Raw genomic sequence first — 21,073 nt, 5'->3', positions numbered from 1 at the left:
TTGTCCCGTTGGGGGTTGCCCGGCTGAACGCGCAGGGGCGCCGGTCTTAACTTTGGGTGTCCTCGCCTCCGGGCCGCCGGTCCCGGCCGTCCGGCCGCGCGTCCTCGCCGTCCGGCTACGCGTCCTGGCCGCCGGGTCCCGGCGGCCCGTCCGGCTGGTCGGGCGCCAGCGGCAGCCGCAGCACGAACCGCACGCCGTCCTCGACGTTCTCCACCCGGATCGACCCTCCGTGGGCCTCCACGACCTCGCGGGCGATGGCCAGGCCGAGGCCGGTGCCGCCCCGGCTGCGGCTGCGCGCCGCGTCGGTCCGGTAGAACCGTTCGAAGATCCGTTCCTGGTCCGCCTCCGGGATGCACCCGCCGTCGTTGCGCACGCACAGGACCGCCTCGTCACCCGCCCGCTCGACGCACACGGACACCCCGGTCAGCGCGTGCCGCTCGGCGTTGTCGAGCAGGTTGGCCACCACCCGGGCGAGGTGCCGGCGCATGCCCCAGATGATCACCCCCGGCGTCTCGTGCAGCTGGGTCGGCAACCGGCCCGGCCGCCGGTCGACCTCGGCGACGACCAGATGCGACAGGTCGACCTCCTCCCTCGCGGTCTCGGGGACCGTGGGGATGCGGGCGAGCAGGAGCAGGTCGGAGACGATCGCCTCCAGGCGCTCGGTGTCGCGCAGCGCCGCGAGGACGGCCTCGGGGGTGTCCTCGGGATGCAGCCGCGCGCTCTCCAGCTGGGCGCGGATCCCGCAGATGGGGGTGAGCAGTTCGTGCGAGGCGTCGGCGGCGAACTGCCGCTGCCGCTGGATCGAGGTGTCGAGCCGGGCCAGCGCGTCGTTGGCGGTCCTGGCGAGGCGGGCGATCTCGTCGTCGCCGGGCGGCTCGGGCACCCGCGAGCCGGGGTTCTTCCCGCTGATCCCCGCGAGCTCCGACCGGATGGCCTCGACCGGGCGCAGCACGCGGCCGGCCGTCTTCCAGGCGGCCCATCCCGAGAGCGCGGCGAGCATCAGGGCCAGCAGGAGCAGCGTCGGCAGGCCCAGGGGGCTGGTGAGGACCGCCGGGGCGGCGCGGCCCGCGTAGACGAAGTCGGAGCCGGGGCCGGGGAAGACGCGCACCACCGTCACGTACAGGCAGTCGCGGCCGTGGGGGGCGCAGGAGGTCGTCTGGGTCACGTCGCCGTCGGCGGCGGGGTGTAACGGGCTCAGCCGGTGGACGCCGTCGGCTCCCGCGCTGCTGGCGATCACCCGGCCGTCGGAGCTGACCACCTCCACCAGGTCGATGCCGTTGCCGCCGGTCGCCACCGGATTGGTCAGGCTGCCGTCGCGGACCGAGGCTGCGACGCGGCTCGCGGTGTCCAGGCTCTCGTTCCAGATCCCTTCGGCGACCGCGTGCCGCACGAGCACGTTGAGCACGACCGCGATCGGGATCAGCAGGCACGCCGCGAGCCCGGCCGCGATCAGCGTCAGCCGGGCTCGGAGTGACCGGGGGTGCTTGGGAACGAGCATCACCCGAGGCTATCCATGGTCATTACGCGAAAAACTCGCAAGAGCGGAAATAGAGCACCAAAGTTACCCAAAGACGGATTTATGCCTCATTGCTGGACGCCTCGGTGAAGACCGCGACCGTGCGGGCGGGCACGCGCAGGACGCCGCTCGCCGGGTCGGCCGCCGACTGTCGCACCACCGGGTCGGCCGACGCCGCCTGCACCGGGTGCAGCGCGACCTGGGCGCCCCTGACGCCGGGCACGGCCGGAGCGGCGGCCTGCGCGGTGGCGTTGAACACCACGTAGAGCGCCTTGACCGCGGGGTCGGCGCCGGCGGCGTCGATCCGCATGACGATCACTCCGGGCGTCCCCGAGGGCGGGAACGTCACCCGCCGGGCGATCTCCGCCGCCGAGCCCAGCGAGAACGCGGGGGAGGAGTACCTGATCCGCAGCAGCTCGCCGAACCCGGCCCGGGCCGCCCCGATCGCCGCGCAGTCCGGCCGCAGCGCGGGATCGGCCAGCAGCGGCCGCGCGTACGGCCAGCGCGCCTCGTTGTCCTTCGCGGGCGGCAGGCCGGCCCCGAAGCCGTTGCCCCCCTCGCAGTCCCACAGCAGCCGGTTGAACCAGTCGCCCGAGTCGTAGGAGTTGCGGTCGAGCGACTTGGACCGCAGCCGCTCGCTGCCGGCGTGGACGAACGCCGTGCCCTGGCCGAGCAGGGCCGTCGCCAGCGACAGCGTCTGCATCCTGACCCGGTCGGCCATCGGGGTGTCCCGCGGCAGCTTGTACGCCAGAGCGTCGAACAGCGTCTCGTTGTCGTGCGCGTCCACGTACGTCACCGCGTCGCCCGGCGTGGCGGCGTATCCCGCGGGGCCGCCGTTGTAGTCGATCTGCGAGCCCTTCACCGGCGTGCCCGACGACCCGGTGAACGTGAAGTCGCGCAGGTTGCCCGCGAGCCCGAGCCTGATCAGGTCCTCGTAGTGCGCGAGCCGGTCGCCGGGCCGGTCCGCGAGGCCGGAGCCGAAGCCCTGGACGCCAGGGTCGGCGTCGAACGGCGAACCGCCGCGCACCGCGTCGCGCAGCCGGTCGTTGAAGGTGCCGATCCCGGTCCCGGCCATGGCGGCCTGCGTGGCCTGCTCGAACCGGGCGCCACCCGCGACCTCGCCGAAGTCCCAGCCCTCGCCGTACAGGATGATCGACCTGCCGTCCACGCCGTCCCTGTCCGGCGTCAGCGCGTCGAGCGCCTTCCGCACGGCGAGGATGTTCGCCTTGGGGTGATGACCCATCAGGTCGAACCGGAACCCGTCGACCTTGTACTGCCGCGCCCAGGTGACGATCGAGTCGACCACGAGGCGGCCCATCATCGCGTGCTCCGGGGCGGTGTTCGCGCAGCAGGTGGAGGTGGCCACCGTGCCGTCGTCCATGAGCCGCTGGTAGTAGCCGGGGACGACGCGGTCGAGCACGCTGCCCGGGTCCTGCCCGGCGGCGTGCGTGTGGTTGTAGACCACGTCCATGACCACCCGCAGGCCCGCGCCGTTCAGCCCCGCGACCATCTCGCGGAACTCCCTGATCCGCCGGTCCGGGTGGGTCGCGTACGACCCCTCCGGCACCGTGTAGTGCAGGGGGTCGTACCCCCAGTTAAAGGAGTCCTTCGCGGCCGTCTCCGCGACGCACGCCTGCTGGCGGTCGGAGTCCGGCGGCAGCGCGGCGAGGTCGCAGCCCGGCTCGGCGCGGTCCGCCGCCAGGTCGGGCACGGTCGCGAAGTCGAAGACCGGCAGCAGGTGGACGTGGGTCAGCCCGTCCTTCGCCAGGCTCCGCAACTCGGTCATCCCCGCGCTGCCCGTCTCGGTGAACGCCTTGTACGTGCCGCGCTCGGCGGCCGGCACGGTGGCGTCGGAGGCGGAGAAGTCGCGCACGTGCAGTTCGTAGATCGACGCCCGGTCCTGCCGCACCGCCGGGGGCTTGCGCAGCGCCGTCCAGCCGTCCGGCCGCAGCGCCCGGTCGTCCAGGTCCACGAGCTGGCTGCGCCCCGACCCGGCCGACACCGACAGGCTGTAGGGGTCGGTCACCTCGTTCGTCACGATCTTCCCGGCGGCCGGGGCGTAGACGGTGACGAGATAGGTGTAGTACCTGCCCCGCCAGGACGGCGGGCCGGCGACGGACCACACGCCGGTGGCGTCGTCCCTGCGCATCGGGTGAACCGTCCGGTGGCCGGCCGACGGGCCGTCGTAGAGGGCCAGTTCGACGGTGCGGGCCGTCGGCGCCCACACCGACAGCGCGCCGCCGCCGGTCGGCCCCAGAGGGGCCCTGGCGGCCGCGGCGTACAGGTCGTCGAGCACGCCGGGGATCTGCACGCCGGTGGCGGTCAGCAGCGCGCCCGAGGGCCCGCGCTCGACCGCCACGACCTGACCGCGCAGCGCGTCGCGTACGAGACCGGCGTCGCGCGGGTCCACCTTCAGCGCGCCGTACGCCGCCAGGTGCGGCCAGGCGGCCTTCTGCGCGTCGCTGAACTGCCCGGGGGCCAGCCGGATCAGGTGGACGTCGCCGGTGAGATCACCCTTCTCGTACGCGATGTCGCCCTTGGGGGAGTAGGCCAGCGCGTAGTGGTTCGCCGCCGCGACCTCGCCCTTCCAGGCCACCGTGTCGCGGTCGATCCACTGGGCCGTGGCCTTCGACAGGTCGGCGTCCGCTCCGGAGGCCGGCGGTTGCGGCAGCAGGTATCCGTCCACACCTGACAGTTTCCACGCCTCGTTGCCGGTTATCGCGAGGTCGAGCGACTGGTCGGCCTGCTGGTCCTTGACGTCGCCCTTGTGGACGATCCAGCCGAGCGACCGCGCGCCCTCCTTGAGCGGCACCTCGAAGTACACCCCGAAGAGGTCCTTCCCGGCCGGTTTCAGCGGGTCGCCCCACTCGACCGACCCGGCCGCGTCGCCCCAGAAGTGCAGGCCCCAGCCGTCGTAGTCGCCGTCGGCCCGGTGATAGTGCAGCACCGCGACGTGCCGGGCCGCCGCCGCGCTCGCGTGGACCGCGTTCTCGCCCGCGTTGACGTACGCCTCGGGCTGCCGGGCGGGGACGAACGACTGGTCCGGCCCGGGGTCCTTCGTGTCGCCCTTGTGCACGATGTAGTTCAGCGGCGCGTCCGCGTCCTTCAGCGGCACCCGCCAGAAGGCCCCGAAGGCGTCCGTGCCGTCCGGCGGGCGCGGCGAGGCCCACTCGGTGCCCGCGCCGTCGGCGAGCGCGTCGCCCCACAGGTGCAGGCCCCAGCCGTCGTACGCGCCGTCGGGGCGGTGGTAGCGGATCGTGGCGTAGCCCTGGGCGGCGGCCCGGGAGGCGTAAACCCCGGGCTTCCCCTCGGTGAGCCACACCTCGCCCGTACGGGCCGGGTTGACCGTCCGGTCGCCCTGGTCCTTGGTGTCGCCCTTGTGGGTGATCAGGCCGACCTCGGTGGCCCCCGGCTTCAGCTTGAGCCAGGCGAAGCGGCCGAAGGCGTCCTCGCCCTCGAAGGCGACCGGCGAGCCCCACTCGACCGTCTGGTCGATGTCGCCCCAGGCGTGCAGGCCCCAGCCGTCGTAGTCGCCGCCGTCGCGCCGGTAGTGGACCACCAGGTGGTCGCGCTTCACCGCGCCCGGCTCCTCCCCGGCCGGCTCCGGCCCGGCGGTCGCGGCCGCCGTGGCGCCCGCGTACCGGCCCGCCGCGTCCTTCACCACGGCCCTGTACGTGAGAGGGGTGCCCTCCGGCACGCCGGTCAGGTCGTGGAACACCCGGTAGACGCGGCCGTTGGGCGCGTCGTCGGTGCCGAGCACCCGCCACGGCGCGTCGCCCGCCTTGACGGCGAACGTGACCTGGGCGAAGCCGCCGTCGGGCACCTCCGCCGAGATCGGCACGCGGCCGTCGCCGGCGGTTCCGCGCAGTGCCGTCCCCGGCAGCGTGAGGGAGATCCGCGGAGCCGCCGCCGGAGCGGCGAGGGCCCTGCCCGCGCGGTAGACGACGGCCGTCAGCGGCGGCACGGTCACGGCCAGCCTTCCGTCCGCCGCGCTGGTGATCGCCTGCGTGCCCCCGTACACCTGGGTGAAGGAGGCCCCGGCCGAGTACGTGGGGATCTGGACGGCTCTGGCGGCCGTGCCGCTGTTGAGCGCCACCACGAACTCGACCCGCTCCTTGGCGCCGAGCCGGGAGAACGCGTACACACCGCCGTCGGCCAGCCGTTCGATCTGCGCGCCGTCCGCCAGCGCGGGATAGCGGTCGCGGAGCCGGGCCAGTTCGGCGATCGAGGTGTAGAGCGGGTGGGTGGTGACGTAGTTGTCCGCGGCGTGGGTGGCGGTGGTGCCGATGAGGTCGTCGTCGAGGTAGTCGGCGGTCCTGGAGGCGAACATGGTCTGCCGGGCGTCCTTGTCGCCGCCGTCGCCGGTGAAGCCCTGCTCGTCGCCGTAGTAGACCACCGGCTGGCCGCGGGTGAGATACATGAGCTGGTGGGCGAGGCGGTCGCGGGCGAGCAGGGCGGCGTCCCCGGCCGACGGGGCGGCCTGCTTCAGGAAGTAGCCGATGCGGCCCATGTCGTGGTTGCCGAGGAACGTCGGCAGCGACGCGGCGTTGGAGTCGGCGTCGGTGAAGTAGTCGTCGGCCGCGTACAGCCTGCTCAGGCCCGCGGCGTCGCCGCCGGCCGCGTAGGAGCGGGCCGCCTCCTGGAAGCCGAAGTCGAGCGTGGCGTCGAGCGTGCCCGTGGTCGAGTATCGGCTCTCCACGGCCGGATCGGACGTGTAGACCTCACCGAACATGAAGAACCTGTCGTTGCCGAGCCTGGCCGCGTACGTGTGCAGCGCGGGCGCGAAGCGCTGCCAGAACTCCAGGTTCACCTGCTTTGCGGTGTCGATGCGGAAACCGTCGATCCCGGTCTCCTTCACCCACGTCCGGTAGATGTCCGTCATGCCCTTGACGACCTCGGGACGCTCGGTCCACAGGTCGTCGAGGCCGGAGAAGTCGCCGTACTCGGAGCTCTCGCCGGAGAAGGTCGAGTCGCCCCGGTTGTGGTACATCGTCGGGTCGTTCAGCCAGGACGGCACCTTCGACCTCGCCCGCACCACCGGCGTGTACGGGAAGGACTTCGCGGTGACCTTCGGGAAGTCGTCGCGCAGGGCGTAGTCGCGGTCGTCGAAGACCCGGCCGGAGGCGTCCACGTAGGGATAGGCGGCCTTGCCGCGATAGCCGTACGTCTTCTCGGCGTAGTCGACGAGGTCGGCGGTGTGGTTGGTGATGATGTCGAAGAACACCTTCATGCCGCGCTTGTGCGCCTCCTTGACGAGGCTCTTCATCTGCGCGTTGGTGCCGAGGTGCGGGTCGATCGCGGTGAAGTCGGTGATCCAGTAGCCGTGGTAGCCGGCGCTGGCCTCCGCCCCGGTGCCCTGCACGGGACGGTTCTTGAACGACGGCGTGAGCCAGATGGCCGTGCTGCCGAGGCCCTTGACGTAGTCGAGCCTGGAGATCAGCCCGGCGAGGTCGCCGCCCTGGTAGAAGCCCTTGTCCGCAGGATCGAACCCGGTCGTCAGCCGGTCGCCGGTCAGCCCGCCGCGGTCGTTGGAGGCGTCGCCGTTGGCGAACCGGTCGGTCATCACGAAGTAGAGGCGCTCGCGGGACAGGTCCACGCGGAGCGCGTCCCGGGCGAGCTCGGCGTCCGGCGGCGCGGCGGTGGGGGACGTGGTGGGGGACGTGGTGAGGGACGTGGTGGCGGAGGCGGTGGCGGGAGGGGCGGCGAGGAGCGCGGCGGCCAGTGCCGTGGCCGAGAGAGCCGCGAGGGGCGCGCGCCCGCGCCGGTGCTGGGGGGTCACCATGGCCCGGAAGCTACTGTCCTGACCACGTCGGTGCAAGCATTTGCTGAAATTTCCAGAAACATTCCAGTCGTTTCGTGACCCGCCGCCGTAACAGGCGTGAAACCTGTGTCCGACACTGTTGGTGTCGCGTCGCCCGGCGCGGATGGAGGAGGAGGTGGTGGGGATGTTGCTGCGGCTGAGGGTCTCGCTCCCCGACCGGCCGGGGGTGCTCGGCCAGGTGGCGCGGGCGTTCGGGGTGATGGGCGCCGACATCCTGCAGGTCACCGTGCTGGAACGGGAGGCGGGCCGGGCCGTGGACGACTTCACCGTCTCCTGGTCGGGGGTGTTCGAGCCCGCCGAACTGCGCGACCGCATCGGAGTGGTGCCGGGCACGCGGGTGGAGGGCGTGTGGCCGACCCGGGAGGTGCCCGGCGCGAGCCTCGACTACGACCTTCTCGGCCACGTCGCCGGCGACCCCGACCGCGCGTACGTCACCCTCGTGGACGCGGTGGCCGACCTGGTCAGCGCGGAGTGGGCGGTGACCGTCGACTCGACCGGCGGCGCGGTCGTCCACGGAAGCTGGCAGGCGCCCGAGTCGGTGCCGGCGGCCGAGTTGACCCCGCTGCGCGCCACGGCGTTCGAGGAGGGCGACCTGCACCTGGTCAGCGTGCCGATGGGCACCGTCCACCTGGTGGTGGCCAGATCCCAGGGCCCGGCCTTCCACCGGGCGGAGGTCGACAAGATCGTCCGGCTGGTGGGGATCGTCTCGGTGCTGGCCGGCGGCGTCAGCCGTACGGTGTGAGCCCCGGCCCGCGGGCCGGGACGGCGGGTGGCGTCAGCGGCGGGGCGGGTCGATGCGGTTGCCGTCCATGGTGAAGAGCATGAGGCGGGAGACGTCGACGGCGACCCGGCCGTGCTCGCCCGCGCGCCACACCGGCCGGTTGCCCAGCCGGACGATGAGGTCGGCGCGCCGGTGCGTGCCCGACGACGTCGAGACCGGCGGCGGTTCCTCCTCCTCCGGCGCCGGCGATCCGTTCAGCAGGCGGCGCATCATCGACCGCGCCCTGCCGCCGCCGTTGGAGCCGTTCATCTGGCGGCGGTCCGGCGGCTCCGGCGCGGTGACGGCGGGGATCCCGGCCTCCAGGTAGGCCAGCCACTCGTGGCCGTGGTACTCCAGCGTCCTGACCCGGCCGAAGAAGGTCGGGCCCTCGGTCTTCTCCGGCACCGGTACGAGCCCGTCCGGCCGGATGCCCACGATGATCTGCATGCCGGTGTGCTGCGAGACCGCGTACGCGCGTGGATCGGTCCATGGCATGGTGATCTGATGGGGGCCGAAGTCGAGCATGATGAACTTGTTCTGCGGGGTGCGCACGGTCGCCGCCAGCAGGTTGAGCTGCTGGGAGTTGAGGAACGCGGCGGTGAAGGCGGTAGCCGGGTCGTTGTAGACCTGGGCGGGGGTGCCGAGGTCCTGCAGCACGCCCCTGTTCATGATCGCGATACGGTCGGCCAGGGTCAGCGCCTCGACCTGGTCGTGCGTCACGTAGATGGTGGTGACCCCGAGCGCTCGCACCAGTGACGAGATCTCCATGCGCAACTCGGTGCGCATGCCGGCGTCGAGGTTGGACAGCGGCTCGTCCATGAGGAAGAGGGAGGGCTGGCGCACGATCGCGCGGCCCATGGCGACGCGCTGGCGCTGTCCGCCGGACAGCGTGCCCGGACGCCGGTCCAGCGTCTCGTCGATGTGCAGCGCCCGCGACAGCTCGACGACCCGCTGTTTGGCCGCGGCGGGGTCGGCTTTGGCGATCTCCAACGGGAACGACAGGTTGCCGCGCACCGTCCGGTGCGGATAGAGGGCGCCGTTCTGGAACACCATCGCCACGTCCCGGTCCCGGGGGGCGAGGTGGTTCGCGAGCTGCCCGCCCAGCCACAGGTCGCCGGAGGTGATCTCCTCCAGTCCCGCGATCATGCGCAGCAGCGTGGACTTCCCGCAGCCCGACGGGCCGAGCAGGACAAGAAGCTCGCCCTCGTCCGCACGCAGGTTCATGCGGTCGACCGCGAGGTACCCCCCCGGGTAGATCTTCGTCACGTTGTCGAGGACGACGGTGCTCATTGCAAGCTCGTTCCTCCCGGGCAGGAGAGCCCGGATCCCCAGCCGCCGATGTAAATGATGAGGTAGTACATCGCGTCGCGGGCACTCATGTCCATACGTGTCGTGAAAGATCCGGCATCTGCCTGCAACTTGCCGTTACTCCAAACTTTCCCCTTGCTAAAGCCGCGTGTCAGGGTTATGCCGTGACCTCCCTGACGCACTCCGGGAGGGGTCAAAGGTAACGAAATTGCTGAAACTTTCTGTAAGGCCTTTCATCGCCGGTGGCCCCCTGTTACCTTCCGGTCAAATCCCCCGACCAAGGAGTGCGACACAGATGAGGCGAGCCCTCACGTCCGCGGTGGTCGCCGCGGCGCTGGCTTTGGCGGTCACGGCCTGTGGCGGCGACTCGGGCGGCGACTCGGGCGGCGCCGGATCGGCGCCCGCCGGGAGCGCCGCTCCCGCCGAGGTGTCCGGCACGGTCACCTGGTGGGACACCTCGGACGCCACGACCGAGGGTCCGGTCTTCCAGGAGCTCATCAAGGACTTCGAGGCCAAGTACCCGAAGATCAAGGTCGAGTACGTCAACGTGCCGTTCGCGGACGCGCGGGACAAGTTCAAGACCGCCGCGCAGTCGGGGTCGGGCGCCCCCGACGTCCTGCGGACCGACGTCGGCTGGGTCGCGGAGTTCGCCTCCCTCGGCTACCTCGCGCCGCTCGACGGCACCGCGGCCGTCGACAAGCCCGAGGAGTTCCTGCCGGTCCCGGCCGCGAGCGGCAAGTACAACGGCAAGACGTACGGCGTGCCGCAGGTGACCGACACCCTCGGCCTGCTGTACAACAAGGAACTGCTGAAGAAGGCGGGCTACGACGAGCCTCCGGCCACGATGGCCGACCTCAAGAAGGCGGCGCTCGACGTCAAGTCGAAGACCGGAGCGGGCGGGCTCGCCCTGAACGTGGACGCCTACTTCCTCCTCCCGTTCATCTACGGCGAGGGCGGCAACTTCGTCGACGTACCGAACAAGAAGATCACGATCTCGTCCCCGCAGAGCGTGGCGGGAGTGAAGATCGTCGAGGACCTGATCACGTCCGGCGCCGCCGTCAAGCCCGCGCTACAGGACAGCTACACGAACGCGGAGACCGCGTTCAAGGACGGCAAGGTCGCGATGATCTTCAACGGCCCGTGGTCGAACGCCGACAACCTCGGTGGCAAGGTGTTCAAGGACGACCCGGACAACTTCGGCGTCGCTCCGGTCCCGGCCGGCTCGGCGAAGGCGGGCGCGCCGCTGGGCGGCCACGACTACACCGTCTACGCCGGTTCGAAGAACCTCGACGCGTCCTACCTGTTCGTCCAGTTCATGGACAGCGCGGAGAGCCAGGCGAAGATCGCCGGCAAGCTCGGCCTGCTGCCGACCCGCCAGCCCGCCTACAGCGCCTCCGAGGCGACGGCGAACCCGAAGATCGCCCAGTGGCAGAAGCCGATGGAGTCGGCCGTCGAGCGCCCCTGGATCCCCGAGGCCGCCTCGCTGTTCCAGCCGCTGGTCGAGGGCTACCAGAAGCTCGCGGGCGGCCAGACGACCACCGAGCCCATGCTCAAGGACGTCGCCACCGCATACCAGGGCATCCTCAAGGGCTGGAGCCTGTAGGCGATGACGGCTGACGTCGTCGCGACGAGAAGGGCCGCGCCCCGCAGTGGGGCGCGGCGCCTCCTGTCGCGTCACTGGTACGCCTGGGCGATGACGGCGCCGGTCGTCATCGTGACGCTGGTGCTGGTCGGCTATCCCCTCGCCCGTGGCGTCTACCTGTCGCTGACCGACGCGACCGAGGCCAACATGGGCCGCACGATCGGGATGAACGTCATCCCGTCCACGTACGAGTTCGTGGGCCTGAAGAACTACGCCGCCATCCTCACCTCGCCCGAGTTCCTCGGCCGGCTCGCCTGGACGATCGTGTGGACGGTCGTGTGCGTCGCCCTGCACGTGGGCATCGGCCTCGGTCTCGCGCTGCTGCTCAACCGCCCGCTGCGGCTGCGGTCGCTCTACCGGATGCTGCTCGTGCTGCCCTGGGCGGTGCCGGCCTTCGTGTCCGCGTTCATCTGGCGCTACCTGCTGAACGGCGAGTTCGGGGTGGTCAACGCCATGCTGCGGGCCGCCGGGTTCGCCGGGATCGCCTGGCTCGACGACCCGTTCTGGGCGAAGGTCTCGGTGATCGCCTGCAACGTCTGGCTCGGCGTGCCCTTCATGATGCTCGCGCTGCTCGGTGGTCTTCAGGCCATCCCGCGCGAACTGTACGAGGCGGCCGAGGTCGACGGCGCCAGCCCATGGCAGCGGTTCCGGCACATCACGCTGCCGGGCCTGCGCCCGGTGTCGAGCACGGTCGTGCTGCTCGGCACGATCTGGACGTTCAACCAGTTCCCGGTCATCTTCCTGCTGACCCGCGGAGGACCGGGCGGATCCACGGAGATCCTCGTGACGTACGCCTACCGCCAGGCGTTCGAGGGCATCAGGAACTACTCCGGCTCCGCCGCCTGGGGCCTGGTGATCCTCGCGCTGCTCGTCGTCCTGGCCACCGTCTACAAGCGCGCGCTGCGGCGGCAGGGGGAGGCGTGGTGAGCCCCGCCGCACCCGCCCCTGAGCCGAGCTCTGCGCCGGGCCCGAGCCCTGTGCCCGTCCCGAGCCCTGTGCCCGGCCCCGCTTCCGCCGCCCCGGCACCCGCGCCGGCTCCCGCTCCCGCCGGGGCGTGGAGCCGCGACCGGCGCACCCCGGTCCGGTCGGCCGCCCTGCACCTCACGCTGATCGCGGCGAGCATCGTGTCGGTGTTCCCGGTCGCGTGGCTGGTGCTGACCTCGCTCAAGCCGAGGAGCGTCATCGAGACGGCCTCGGTCGCGCCGGTCGACCACCCCACCCTCGCCAACTACGCCCAGGTCCTGGGAGAGACCAGGTTCCTGACCTGGGCCGCCAACTCCGTGATCGTGTCGCTCGTCACGGCCGCGCTCGGCGTGCTGCTGTCGGCCACCACCGGCTACGCCGTCAGCCGGTTCCGCTTCCCCGGGTTCCGGTCGGTGATGTGGATGCTGCTCATCACGCAGATGTTCCCGGTGGCGATCCTCATCGTGCCGATCTACAACCTGATGGCCGGGCTCGGGCTGATCAACCAGTTCCCGTCGCTGGTCGTCGCGTACCTCACGTCCACCGTGCCGTTCTGCGCGTGGATGATGAAGGGCTACTTCGACACGGTCCCCGTGTCGATCGACGAAGCGGGCCGGGTGGACGGCCTGACCCCCTTCGGCACGTTCTGGCGGCTGATCCTGCCGCTGGCCAAGCCCGGCCTGGCGGTGGCCGCGTTCTACTCGTTCCTCACCGCGTGGGCGGAGGTCGCGTACGCGACCGCGTTCATGACGGGCGACGACAAGTACACGCTCGCGGTCGGGCTGAGCCAGTTCGTCGGCCAGCACAAGGCGGAGTGGGGCCTGCTCACGGCCGCGTCGGTGCTGATCGCGATCCCGGCGGCCGCCGTCTTCCTGCTCGTCCAGCGTCACCTCGTCACCGGCCTGACGGCCGGCGCGACGAAGGCGTGACCCAACATGAGAATCGGGGGATCCCCATGACAGAACTCGCCGTCCCGCCGCCGGTGGTCACCACCCGGTGGTGGCGCGACGCGGTGATCTACCAGGTATACGTCCGCAGCTTCGCGGACGGCAACGGCGACGGTGTCGGCGACCTGCTCGGCGTACGCAGCCGCCTGGGCTATCTGTCCGACCTCGGCGTGGACGCGATCTGGCTGACGCCGTTCTATCCCTCGCCGATGGCCGACTTCGGCTACGACGTGGCCGACTACCGGGACGTCGACCCGATCTTCGGTTCGCTCGCCGACGCGCGGGCGCTGATCGAGGACGCCCACGGGCTCGGCCTGCGGATCATCGTGGACGTGGTGCCCAACCACACCTCCGACCGGCACCCCTGGTTCGAGGCGGCGCTGCGGGCCGCGCCCGGCAGCCCCGAGCGGGCCCGCTACATCTTCCGCGAGGGCAAGGGCGTCGCCGGTGAACTGCCGCCCAACGACTGGGAGTCGATCTTCGGCGGGCCCGCCTGGACCCGGGTCGGGGACGGGCAGTGGTACCTCCACCTGTTCGCCCCCGAACAGCCCGACCTCAACTGGGAGCATCCGGAGGTGCACGAGGAGTTCGCCGACGTGCTGCGCTTCTGGCTCGACCTCGGGGTGGACGGCTTCCGGATCGACGTGGCGCACGGGATGGTCAAGGCCCCCGGCCTGCCCGACGTGGGCGCCGCCGGGCAGGCCGAGATGATCGGCGCCCAGGTCGTGCCGTTCTTCGACCAGGACGGCGTCCACGAGATCCACCGGGCCTGGCGCCGCATCCTCGACTCCTATGAAGGAGAGCGGATCGGCGTCGCGGAGGCGTGGGCGCCCTCGCCCGAGCGGCTGGCCAACTACGTCCGCCCGGACGAACTGCACCAGGCGTTCAACTTCCACTTCCTCAAGGCGCCGTGGGACGCCGTGCGCTTCCGCGAGGTCATCGACGAGTCGGTGCGCACGTCGGCGCTGGTGGGCGCGCCGCCGACCTGGGTGCTGTCCAACCACGACGTCAAGCGGCACGTCACCCGGTACGGCGGCGGCGAGCGGGGCCTGCGCAGGGCGCGCGCGGCGGCGCTGCTCATGCTCGCGCTGCCCGGCTCCGCCTACGTCTACCAGGGGGAGGAACTGGGACTGCCCGAGGTGCTCGACCTGCCGGAGCGGTACCTCCAGGACCCCCAGCGGCTGCGCGACCCCGACAGCGGCCGGGACGGCTGCCGGGTCCCGCTGCCGTGGACCGACGCGGGCGAGCCGCCGTACGGGTTCAGCCCGCCGGGCATCACGGAGAGCTGGCTGCCGGTGCCGGCCGGCTGGCGCGAGCTGTCGGTGGAGGCCCAGGTCAGGGATGGCGCGTCGATGCTCAGCCTCTACCGGGCCGCCCTCGCCCTCAGGCGGGAGCGCCCGGAGCTGGGCGACGGCACGCTGACCTGGCTCGACAGCCCGCCCGGCACCCTCGCGTTCCGGCGCGGCGACACGTTCGCCTGCGTCCTGAACATGACGTCCGGATGGGTGGAGATCCCGCCCGACCGTGCCGCGGAGTACGGAGAGCCACTGCTGGCCAGCAGCGGGCCGGAGTCCTCCGGCGGCGTGGTCCGGCTGGCCCCCGACTCCGCCACCTGGTGGACCAGGGACGATGTCTAAAGTGGTGGCCATGCACAACACGCGCCTCGCTGACATCGCTGCTCAAGCCGGAGTCAGCGAGGCGACGGTGAGCCGCGTGCTCAACGGCAAGGCGGGGGTCGCCCCGGCCACCCGCCAGGCCGTGCTCACCGCCCTCGACCTCATGGGCTACGAGCGGCCCCAGCGGCTGCGCCAGCGCAGTAACGGCCTGGTCGGCCTGGTGATCCCCGAGCTCGGCAACCCGATCTTCCCGGCCTTCGCCCAGGCGATGGAGAAGTCGCTGATCCAGCACGGCTACACGCCGATCCTGTGCACGCAGGAGCCCGGCGGCGCGCCCGAGGACGAGTTCACCGAGATGCTCCTCGACCGGGGCGTCTCCGGCATCGTCTTCGTCTCCGGCCTGCACGCCGACACGACCGCCCGGATGGACCGCTACACCCGGCTCACCGACCGCGGGCTGCCGATCGTGCTGGTCGACGGGTACAGCGACGCCATCCCGGCGCCGTTCATCTCGCCGGACGACCGGCTCGCCGCCCGGCTCGCCGTACAGCACCTGGTGGACCTCGGCCACGAGCGGATCGGGCTCGCGCTGGGGCAGCGGCGCTTCGTCCCGGTGATCCGCAAGATCGAGGGCTTCCGCCAGGCGATGGCCCAGCTGCTCGGCCTGAGCGACGTCGAGAACCTCGTGCAGCACTCGCTGTTCTCGGTCGAGGGCGGGCAGGCCGCGGCGGGCGCGCTGATCGAGCGGGGCTGCACCGGCATCTTCTGCGCCAGCGACCTGATGGCCCTCGGCGCCATCCGCGCCGCCCGCGAGCGCGGGCTGTCGGTGCCGGGGGACGTGTCGGTCGTCGGGTTCGACGACTCGCCGCTGATGGCGTTCACCGACCCGCCGCTGACGACCGTGCGCAAGCCGATCGGCGCCATGGCCGCGGCCGCGGTGCAGACGCTGCTGGAGGAGATCGGCGGCACCCCGGCCAAGCACGTCGAGCTCGTCTACCAGCCGGAGCTCGTCGTCCGCGGCTCCACCAGCTCCGGCCCCCTTGTCAACCGCTGACGCCGTGCTCCCGCCCCCGGGGCGTCTTTCCGGAGGCGAGGGGGGCGCGGGGCGCGGCGCGGAACGCGATCTGTCCGGGCGGACGGCGGCGCGGTATGCGTATCGCGCCGCACGTGTGCTAAGTTAGACGTAGTTGCAGTTGTGGTACCCATGATGAACTTGTGTGCACCTGACGGTATGTAGCCTCAGGTGCATTTTTGTTTGCCCGGTCTACTCCGGGTGTGGGCCTATCGCGGCAACGCGGAATTCGTGACGACGCGGATTCCGGCCACACCTGTCAAGAGGAGATCGACATGGCTACCGGTACCGTCAAGTGGTTCAACGCGGAAAAGGGCTTCGGCTTCATCGAGCAGGACGGCGGCGGCGCCGACGTCTTCGCGCACTACTCCAACATCGTCTCTCAGGGCGGCTACCGCGAGCTGCGCGAGGGCCAGAAGGTGGCCTTCGACGTCACCCAGGGCCAGAAGGGCCCTCAGGCCGAGAACATCGTCGCCGCCTGACGAAACAGCGTCACGTATCGGGGCTCGCACCTTCACGGGTGCGAGCCCTCATTCGTCTCCGGCCGCCGCACGTGAGTCCGCGGCGCGGAACGCCGATCACGGCCGCGCGGCTTCTCCGGCTGGGCGGCCGCGCGCGTCGTTGACGCGCAGCGCTTCGGCGAGCTGGTCTTCCAAGCTGATGATCCGGCAGGCGGCTTCCACGGGAGTGCCCTGATCGACGAGTTCCCGGGCGCGCGCGGCCAGCCGCAGCTGGTAGCGGGAGTAGCGGCGATGGCCGCCGCTGGAGCGTTTCGGCTCGATCAGTTTCGCGGCGCCCAGAGCCCGCAGGAACGCGGGGCTGACACCGAGCATCTCCGCGGCCGCCCCCATGCTGTAGGCGGGGTAGTCCTCATCGTCGAACCGATCCTCGAACCGGTCTTCGGCCCCGGACCCGGCCGAGTCCGCAATGCCGCCGTGAGCGTGTGTGGCACCCTCGGCAGCCGAATGAGGTTGAACCATACGTTCCTTTCATCACGCGTCAGGGGGCCCCGGCACCTGTCGTGCCGGGGCCCCGAAGAGTTCAACACCATCTACCGGCCATATCCGGCCGGCCAACTGTTTTCCGCGTCCGCCGTACTGAGCGGCGGCGTTGCGGGGATCGCGGATGCGTGACCGTAGACCACCTGCTTCCTGTGGAACTGCGGTACCCGAGCGGCGAGACTCAGCCGGCAACGGGCGATCCTGATGGCGTCAGCACTCCCTTCATCTCTTCTTCCCGGACCATCGTCCGGCTTCACCTGCGGCAGCGCGCCGACGATCAGGGCTCTCAACCACTGCACCGGCCCGTCACACCCGGCCTTCTGCCGTCGACTTCGTCGTGCTCCGGGCAGTTCGTCGTGATGCAGATACTTCCGCTGCCCGGTCCAACCGTTCCTTACGATGCGAGAAACACTAGCCCCGGCGGGCTCAAATGTCTACTGCGGCGAACACAGATTTTCGGCGCCGGGCGCGGCAGTCTTTCGTCGGCCTCGGTGATCTGGCAGCGTCGTACCGCCTTGATTCCGCGCCGCGACCGTCCGGAGCCGACGTGACCCGTGATGATGCCGACGACCGCGTCGTCGCCGACCGCCCGCCCGACGTCCTCGTCGTCGGCGGCGCCGGCGTCGACACCACCGTCTACGTGCCCGAGCTACCCCTGCCGTACGCCGACACCTACACCGTGCCGCCCGTCGTGGACCGGATCGGCAACACCGGCGCCGGGGTGGCGCTCGGCTGCCGCGCGCTCGGCCTGCGGGTGACGCTCGTCGACCTGATCGGCGACGACCCGCAGGGCGCGCTGATCCGCGCCCACCTCGCCGCCCGTGGCGTGGACGTCGCCTTCGCGGTGGCGGCGGCGGGCACCCGGCGCAGCGTGCTGCTCGTCGGCCCCGACGGGCGGCGCACCTCGCTGTTCGACCCCCGGGCGGTGGCGGGGGAGCGGCTGCCCCGGGACCTCTACCTGCCCGCGCTCCGCGCGGCGCGGCACGTCCACCTGTCCATCATGGACTTCTCCCGGCACGTGTACACCGACGTCCCCGCAGGCACGACGACCTCGACCGACCTGCACGACTGGGACGGGGAGGCCGAGCACCACCGCGACTTCGCGCTCTCCTCCGACATCGTCTTCCTGTCCGCCGCCAGGCTCGGCGACCGGCGCGAGACGGTCATGCGGTCGATCGCGGAGCGGGGCCGCGCGTCGCTGGTCGTCTGCACCGACGGCGCGGCGGGCTGCCATGTGCTGGCCGCGGGCGGCCTGCGGCACTTCCCGGCCCGGCCGCTCCCCGCGCCGGTGGCCGACACCAACGGCGCCGGCGACGCGTTCGTCTCGGGCTTCCTGTACGGCCGCCTGGACGGCCGGCCCCTGGATGAGTGCGTACGACTGGGCGCCGTGGCGGGGGCGCACGCGTGCACGGTGCCGGGCACCCACGAGGACCCGATCGGCCTGGACGCACTGCTCAGCGCCTGAGGACGCGCTGCTACGTACCTTCGTCGGGGCGGTCCGCGGCGACGGCCCTTCCTGCCGCCGCGGCCGAGATCGCTGCCGTACGGCCGCTCAGGAACGCGATGAGGCCGAAGAGGTCTTCCGCCGCGAGGTGGTGGAGCGGCACGTGCTGCTCGCGCTGCCCCGGCCGGCGTTGGTCAAGCCCGAAGCTGTCGTCGCTGGCGAGGTGGGTGCCCTCACCGTGGACTCCCGCACCGGCTGCGCCGAGGCTTTCATTGCGCCGAGCTCGACGGTGGCCACCGCGACGAGACCCGGCCCAGCCGGTGACGTGGCTGGACCTGGTCTCCTCCAGTCGACGGGACCGGTCCTGGGCAGCTGAGCCGTCGCAGGTCTTGATGACGACCTTGCCGCAGGCGAGAACGGCGTGTCGACATCGAGGCCGGGATGGGTCAGTTCTTTGGCCATCCGTCGTCGATATGGCCAGTCTCGGTGAGGGTGCGCCAGTCGGCGATCAAGGTTTCGGCCGAATCGATCCGGTGGACGGTGTAGTGATCTCCGCGGTACCAGACGCACAGGGCGACACGCTTCCCGTCATTTTTGAAGTCCCGGCTGACGGTTACCTTCTTCCACTGCTCCTTGATTTCTTGGGAGGTGGTGGTGACCTTCAGCTCGTGCTCGTAGGAGGAGCTGACCGCGGCGGAGAATCCCTTGTAGGAGAACGAGAGGTCGAGGTTGACGCGGATGTCGGTGGTCTCCTCGACCACCTGCTCGTTGCGAGTGGTCAGCCCGATATAGGCCTCTTCGGTCTTGGTGTAGTTGCTGTTGCCGGCGTGCTCGTAGTAGAGCACCTGCTGCCAGTAGCCGTAGCGCCGCACGATGTAGTACGGGCTGTGCCTGGCCTGCCAGGTGGTGTCCTTGCCGGGCTCGTTGATCGCCAGGTAGGGGATGGCGGCCTGGCCGATGAGGACCTCGTCGGTACGCATCTTGGGCTGCTGGAAGCCCTTGAGCCGGTCCACGTCACCGATCCGGGACGGGTCGGTGTCGATGTGCGCCAAGTTCTCGACCTTGGGCAGGTGATTGACCCTTTGGAGGGTGAACCGGGCCAAAGCTTCATCGTCGTCCCCGACGACCAGCGGCGGGTCGCCTGCCTTCTTGCGGCGGGCGTACAGGCTGGTGCTGGCGTTGGTGATCTCGTAGTCGACGCCATTGCCGACGATGCCCCAGTGGGTGAGACTGTTGGCCGCCCAGGCTCGCTGCTGGCCGGAGGTTTCGATCACAAGGTTCGTGTCCGCGGCGCTGCTGAGGTTCTCAGGCATCACCAGCTCGCCCCGGTTGGCGTTGACGATCCAGAAGGTGGTGCGTGCGCTGTTGATCGGCATCAGGTGGAAGTAGTTGGCGGCCTCGGGCTTGGCCGCCAGGTCGAGTAGGCACTTGGGCAGCTCGGGCCGGTACACCCGCACGTTGTTCCCGTCGGCCTGCCTTATCAGATAGATGCCGCCCGGCTTGAGCGTGGCGCCGGAGGTCTGGGAGGCGTCGTAGGTCTCGTCGGCTGTCGTCACAGCGCGCTCCTTGGGAATGAAGGATCACAGGGAGGCTGGCCTCGCCGCGACCCGGACCGGCCCCTGTGAGGGCGCGGTCCGTCCCCGGCGGCCTGGCCTGGCCGGTAGAAGGCTCCAGAACAGGCCGCGGGGGATCGCCGCTGCGGGACCAGGTCGGTGATCTGTCTGGGTGAGAGCCGGTAGGCCGGCGGATCAGTCGGGTGCCGAGACCGTTGCGGTCACGGAGGCGTTGTTGCCGTTACCACCGGTGTAGTCGATGTCGAAGACCTGGTCGGTTTGGTCCCAGTCGTAGCTGTTGCGTCCCGTGTAGGGGTTGTCCCAGTGGAAGCGGATCCGCTTGCCTGACTGGGTGCAGTTGCTGGCCAGGTAACTCACTGCGGCCTCGGTGCCGGTCATGAATCCGTCGGACTCGGTCTCGAAGCTGTCGCTGGTGCCGGGCTGAATCGTCTGCGCGGGGTGTGTCACCCAGATTCCGTGGTTGAGCTCCTTGTCGCGCAGTGTCAGCACACACTTGGTGGTGTTGTTGAACGTGACGTCGACGCTGCGCGCCGCGCTCTGCTGTTGTGCCATCGGGTCGTGGGCCGGCGCGGCTTGTGCGGTGCCGGGAACCGCCGCAAGCCCGGCTCCCAGCACCGCTACGGCGGCCAGGTGAACCCAACGGGTCATCGAATGCTCCTCTCCTGAGATGAGATGCCTTTGACCGGACGTCGCGCAAAGACAAGGCAGACCGAAATCGTCTGTCCTTTCCCGGGCGGGGCCGGCTGCGGATCCCCCAGTAATCCCTACGCTGGGTAATCGACTCGTGACTCATCGTATTCACTTGCCCTCCTCCGGGCAACGACTGATCCGCCACCATGCCCTTACCAGGAGACGGCACCGCCACCGCAGGGAGTTCGGGCACGAAGGCATCGACCTTCGCGTCGTGACCCTGTACTCATCTCGCGTATTGGCACCACGGCGCGCGGATCGTGTGCCGAGGCCGCGCCGGCGTCTCAACGCCCTGATGCTCGAACCCGAAGCGGGTCGTCGAGAAAGACCCCCGGACCGTGGTCAGCTGCACCGCGAAGCCCAGGCGGGGGTTTCCGTGGGCGTTACGTGAGGCGGTGGGGTGACCTGGCGGTTGCGCCGGCCGGCGGCGCGGTCCAGGACGCCGTGGCCGCCACCGTCGGGGATTATCGCCCAGCTTCTTGACATCGATGTGGACCAGTTCCCCCGGACGGTCACGCTTGTAGCAGCGGACGGGCGCACCGGTGGCCCGGCCCAGGTGATTCAGTGGCGGCATGCCGTACCGGAGCAGTACGCGGTGGAGGGGGTCAGGCCCAAGCGGGCGGCGATTCGGGCGGGTCCGAGCCGATGGCTGAGGCGCAGCTCGCAGATGAGCCGTTCGGTCCGCTGCCAACAGCAGCTCCTGAAGAGTCCACCCACGC

At 70.8% G+C, this 21,073-nt stretch carries 15 protein-coding genes and 1 pseudogene; 9 read left to right on the top strand and 7 right to left on the bottom strand.

The genetic code is table 11. The features are described from left to right. Window positions 1-115: 115 nt before the first annotated feature. Window positions 116-1,000 carry a sensor histidine kinase gene (locus HHX40_RS38180; RefSeq protein WP_396787856.1) on the bottom strand — a complete coding sequence of 295 codons (885 nt, stop codon included), beginning with the start codon at window positions 998-1,000 and terminating at the stop codon, window positions 116-118. A 577-nt stretch (window positions 1,001-1,577) separates the two neighbouring features. Further along, the gene (gene pulA, locus HHX40_RS11440; protein ID WP_259403480.1) at window positions 1,578-7,298 is read right to left on the bottom strand and encodes a pullulanase-type alpha-1,6-glucosidase; all 5,721 of its coding nucleotides are present in this window, start codon (window positions 7,296-7,298) and stop codon (window positions 1,578-1,580) included. Window positions 7,299-7,461: 163 nt separating this feature from the next. Between pulA and HHX40_RS11435 the strand changes: the two genes are divergently transcribed. Continuing rightward, window positions 7,462-8,079: an amino acid-binding protein gene (locus HHX40_RS11435; RefSeq protein ID WP_182880541.1), complete on the top strand. Its 618-nt coding sequence runs from the start codon at window positions 7,462-7,464 to the stop codon at window positions 8,077-8,079. Between the two features lie 33 nt (window positions 8,080-8,112). Here HHX40_RS11435 and HHX40_RS11430 read toward each other — a convergent pair whose 3' ends face one another. Further along, window positions 8,113-9,387 carry an ABC transporter ATP-binding protein gene (locus HHX40_RS11430; RefSeq protein WP_182880540.1) on the bottom strand — a complete coding sequence of 425 codons (1,275 nt, stop codon included), beginning with the start codon at window positions 9,385-9,387 and terminating at the stop codon, window positions 8,113-8,115. Window positions 9,388-9,700: 313 nt separating this feature from the next. On the opposite strand from HHX40_RS11430, the gene HHX40_RS11425 reads away from it, so the two are divergent. The 6 genes from HHX40_RS11425 to HHX40_RS11400 all read left to right on the top strand — a co-directional run bounded on the left by HHX40_RS11425 (window position 9,701) and on the right by HHX40_RS11400 (window position 16,127). Continuing rightward, window positions 9,701-11,008 (top strand): extracellular solute-binding protein, encoded by a 1,308-nt coding sequence (locus HHX40_RS11425; protein WP_182880539.1) that lies wholly within the window; start codon window positions 9,701-9,703, stop codon window positions 11,006-11,008. A 3-nt stretch (window positions 11,009-11,011) separates the two neighbouring features. Next, window positions 11,012-11,974 carry a carbohydrate ABC transporter permease gene (locus HHX40_RS11420; protein ID WP_111700961.1) on the top strand — a complete coding sequence of 321 codons (963 nt, stop codon included), beginning with the start codon at window positions 11,012-11,014 and terminating at the stop codon, window positions 11,972-11,974. Next, window positions 11,971-12,939, top strand: coding sequence for a sugar ABC transporter permease (locus tag HHX40_RS11415; protein ID WP_310738043.1), 969 nt, complete (start codon window positions 11,971-11,973; stop codon window positions 12,937-12,939). Before HHX40_RS11420 ends, HHX40_RS11415 begins: the two co-directional genes overlap by 4 nt. A 26-nt stretch (window positions 12,940-12,965) precedes the next feature. Continuing rightward, window positions 12,966-14,594, top strand: a complete 1,629-nt coding sequence (locus HHX40_RS11410) for a glycoside hydrolase family 13 protein (RefSeq protein ID WP_182880538.1) — start codon at window positions 12,966-12,968, stop codon at window positions 14,592-14,594. Window positions 14,595-14,604: 10 nt separating this feature from the next. Beyond that, on the top strand, window positions 14,605-15,627 hold the full coding sequence (locus HHX40_RS11405) for a LacI family DNA-binding transcriptional regulator (protein WP_182880537.1): 1,023 nt from the start codon (window positions 14,605-14,607) through the stop codon (window positions 15,625-15,627). 293 nt (window positions 15,628-15,920) lie between these two features. Then, on the top strand, window positions 15,921-16,127 hold the full coding sequence (locus HHX40_RS11400; protein WP_114034115.1) for a cold-shock protein: 207 nt from the start codon (window positions 15,921-15,923) through the stop codon (window positions 16,125-16,127). A 96-nt stretch (window positions 16,128-16,223) separates the two neighbouring features. Here HHX40_RS11400 and HHX40_RS11395 read toward each other — a convergent pair whose 3' ends face one another. Continuing rightward, a complete protein-coding gene (locus tag HHX40_RS11395) occupies window positions 16,224-16,496 on the bottom strand; it encodes a MerR family transcriptional regulator (protein ID WP_220499044.1) in 273 nt (90 codons plus the stop codon). A gap of 278 nt (window positions 16,497-16,774) precedes the next feature. Here HHX40_RS11395 and HHX40_RS37630 point away from each other — a divergent pair, with 278 nt between their 5' ends. Together HHX40_RS37630 and HHX40_RS11390 are read left to right on the top strand one after the other, a co-directional pair. Continuing rightward, entirely contained in the window at window positions 16,775-17,197 is a 423-nt protein-coding gene (locus HHX40_RS37630) for a hypothetical protein (RefSeq protein ID WP_310738042.1), read from the top strand. Then, window positions 17,194-18,111 carry a carbohydrate kinase family protein gene (locus HHX40_RS11390; protein WP_310738041.1) on the top strand — a complete coding sequence of 306 codons (918 nt, stop codon included), beginning with the start codon at window positions 17,194-17,196 and terminating at the stop codon, window positions 18,109-18,111. Before HHX40_RS37630 ends, HHX40_RS11390 begins: the two co-directional genes overlap by 4 nt. Window positions 18,112-18,536: 425 nt before the next feature. Here the strand turns inward: HHX40_RS11390 and HHX40_RS37625 are convergent, their stop codons facing one another. The 3 genes and pseudogenes from HHX40_RS37625 to HHX40_RS36530 all read right to left on the bottom strand — a co-directional run. Further along, complete coding sequence (locus HHX40_RS37625) at window positions 18,537-19,646, bottom strand: hypothetical protein (protein ID WP_182880534.1); 1,110 nt, start codon at window positions 19,644-19,646, stop codon at window positions 18,537-18,539. 192 nt (window positions 19,647-19,838) lie between these two features. Then, window positions 19,839-20,312, bottom strand: coding sequence for an aegerolysin family protein (locus tag HHX40_RS11380; protein ID WP_182880533.1), 474 nt, complete (start codon window positions 20,310-20,312; stop codon window positions 19,839-19,841). A 447-nt stretch (window positions 20,313-20,759) separates the two neighbouring features. After that, window positions 20,760-21,038 (bottom strand): annotated as a pseudogene (locus HHX40_RS36530) (IS481 family transposase); the annotation flags it as partial. Between the last annotated feature and the right edge of the window lie 35 nt (window positions 21,039-21,073).

Origin of the sequence: Microbispora sp. H10949 (assembly GCF_014161435.1) — a bacterium.
Lineage (GTDB): Bacteria > Actinomycetota > Actinomycetes > Streptosporangiales > Streptosporangiaceae > Microbispora > Microbispora triticiradicis.
This window is presented reverse-complemented; position numbering and strand designations above follow the sequence as displayed.

Bases quoted from the DNA above. Each gene is read 5' to 3' on its own strand.
- HHX40_RS11435 (WP_182880541.1), top strand. From the start codon at position 7,462: ATGTTGCTGCGGCTGAGGGTCTCGCTCCCCGACCGGCCGGGGGTGCTC.
- pulA (WP_259403480.1), bottom strand. From the start codon at position 7,298: ATGGTGACCCCCCAGCACCGGCGCGGGCGCGCGCCCCTCGCGGCTCTC.
- HHX40_RS11420 (WP_111700961.1), top strand. From the start codon at position 11,012: ATGACGGCTGACGTCGTCGCGACGAGAAGGGCCGCGCCCCGCAGTGGG.
- HHX40_RS11400 (WP_114034115.1), top strand. From the start codon at position 15,921: ATGGCTACCGGTACCGTCAAGTGGTTCAACGCGGAAAAGGGCTTCGGC.
- HHX40_RS38180 (WP_396787856.1), bottom strand. From the start codon at position 1,000: ATGCTCGCCGCGCTCTCGGGATGGGCCGCCTGGAAGACGGCCGGCCGC.
- HHX40_RS11425 (WP_182880539.1), top strand. From the start codon at position 9,701: ATGAGGCGAGCCCTCACGTCCGCGGTGGTCGCCGCGGCGCTGGCTTTG.
- HHX40_RS11395 (WP_220499044.1), bottom strand. From the start codon at position 16,496: ATGGGGGCGGCCGCGGAGATGCTCGGTGTCAGCCCCGCGTTCCTGCGG.
- HHX40_RS11405 (WP_182880537.1), top strand. From the start codon at position 14,605: ATGCACAACACGCGCCTCGCTGACATCGCTGCTCAAGCCGGAGTCAGC.
- HHX40_RS11380 (WP_182880533.1), bottom strand. From the start codon at position 20,312: ATGACCCGTTGGGTTCACCTGGCCGCCGTAGCGGTGCTGGGAGCCGGG.
- HHX40_RS11430 (WP_182880540.1), bottom strand. From the start codon at position 9,387: ATGAGCACCGTCGTCCTCGACAACGTGACGAAGATCTACCCGGGGGGG.
- HHX40_RS11410 (WP_182880538.1), top strand. From the start codon at position 12,966: ATGACAGAACTCGCCGTCCCGCCGCCGGTGGTCACCACCCGGTGGTGG.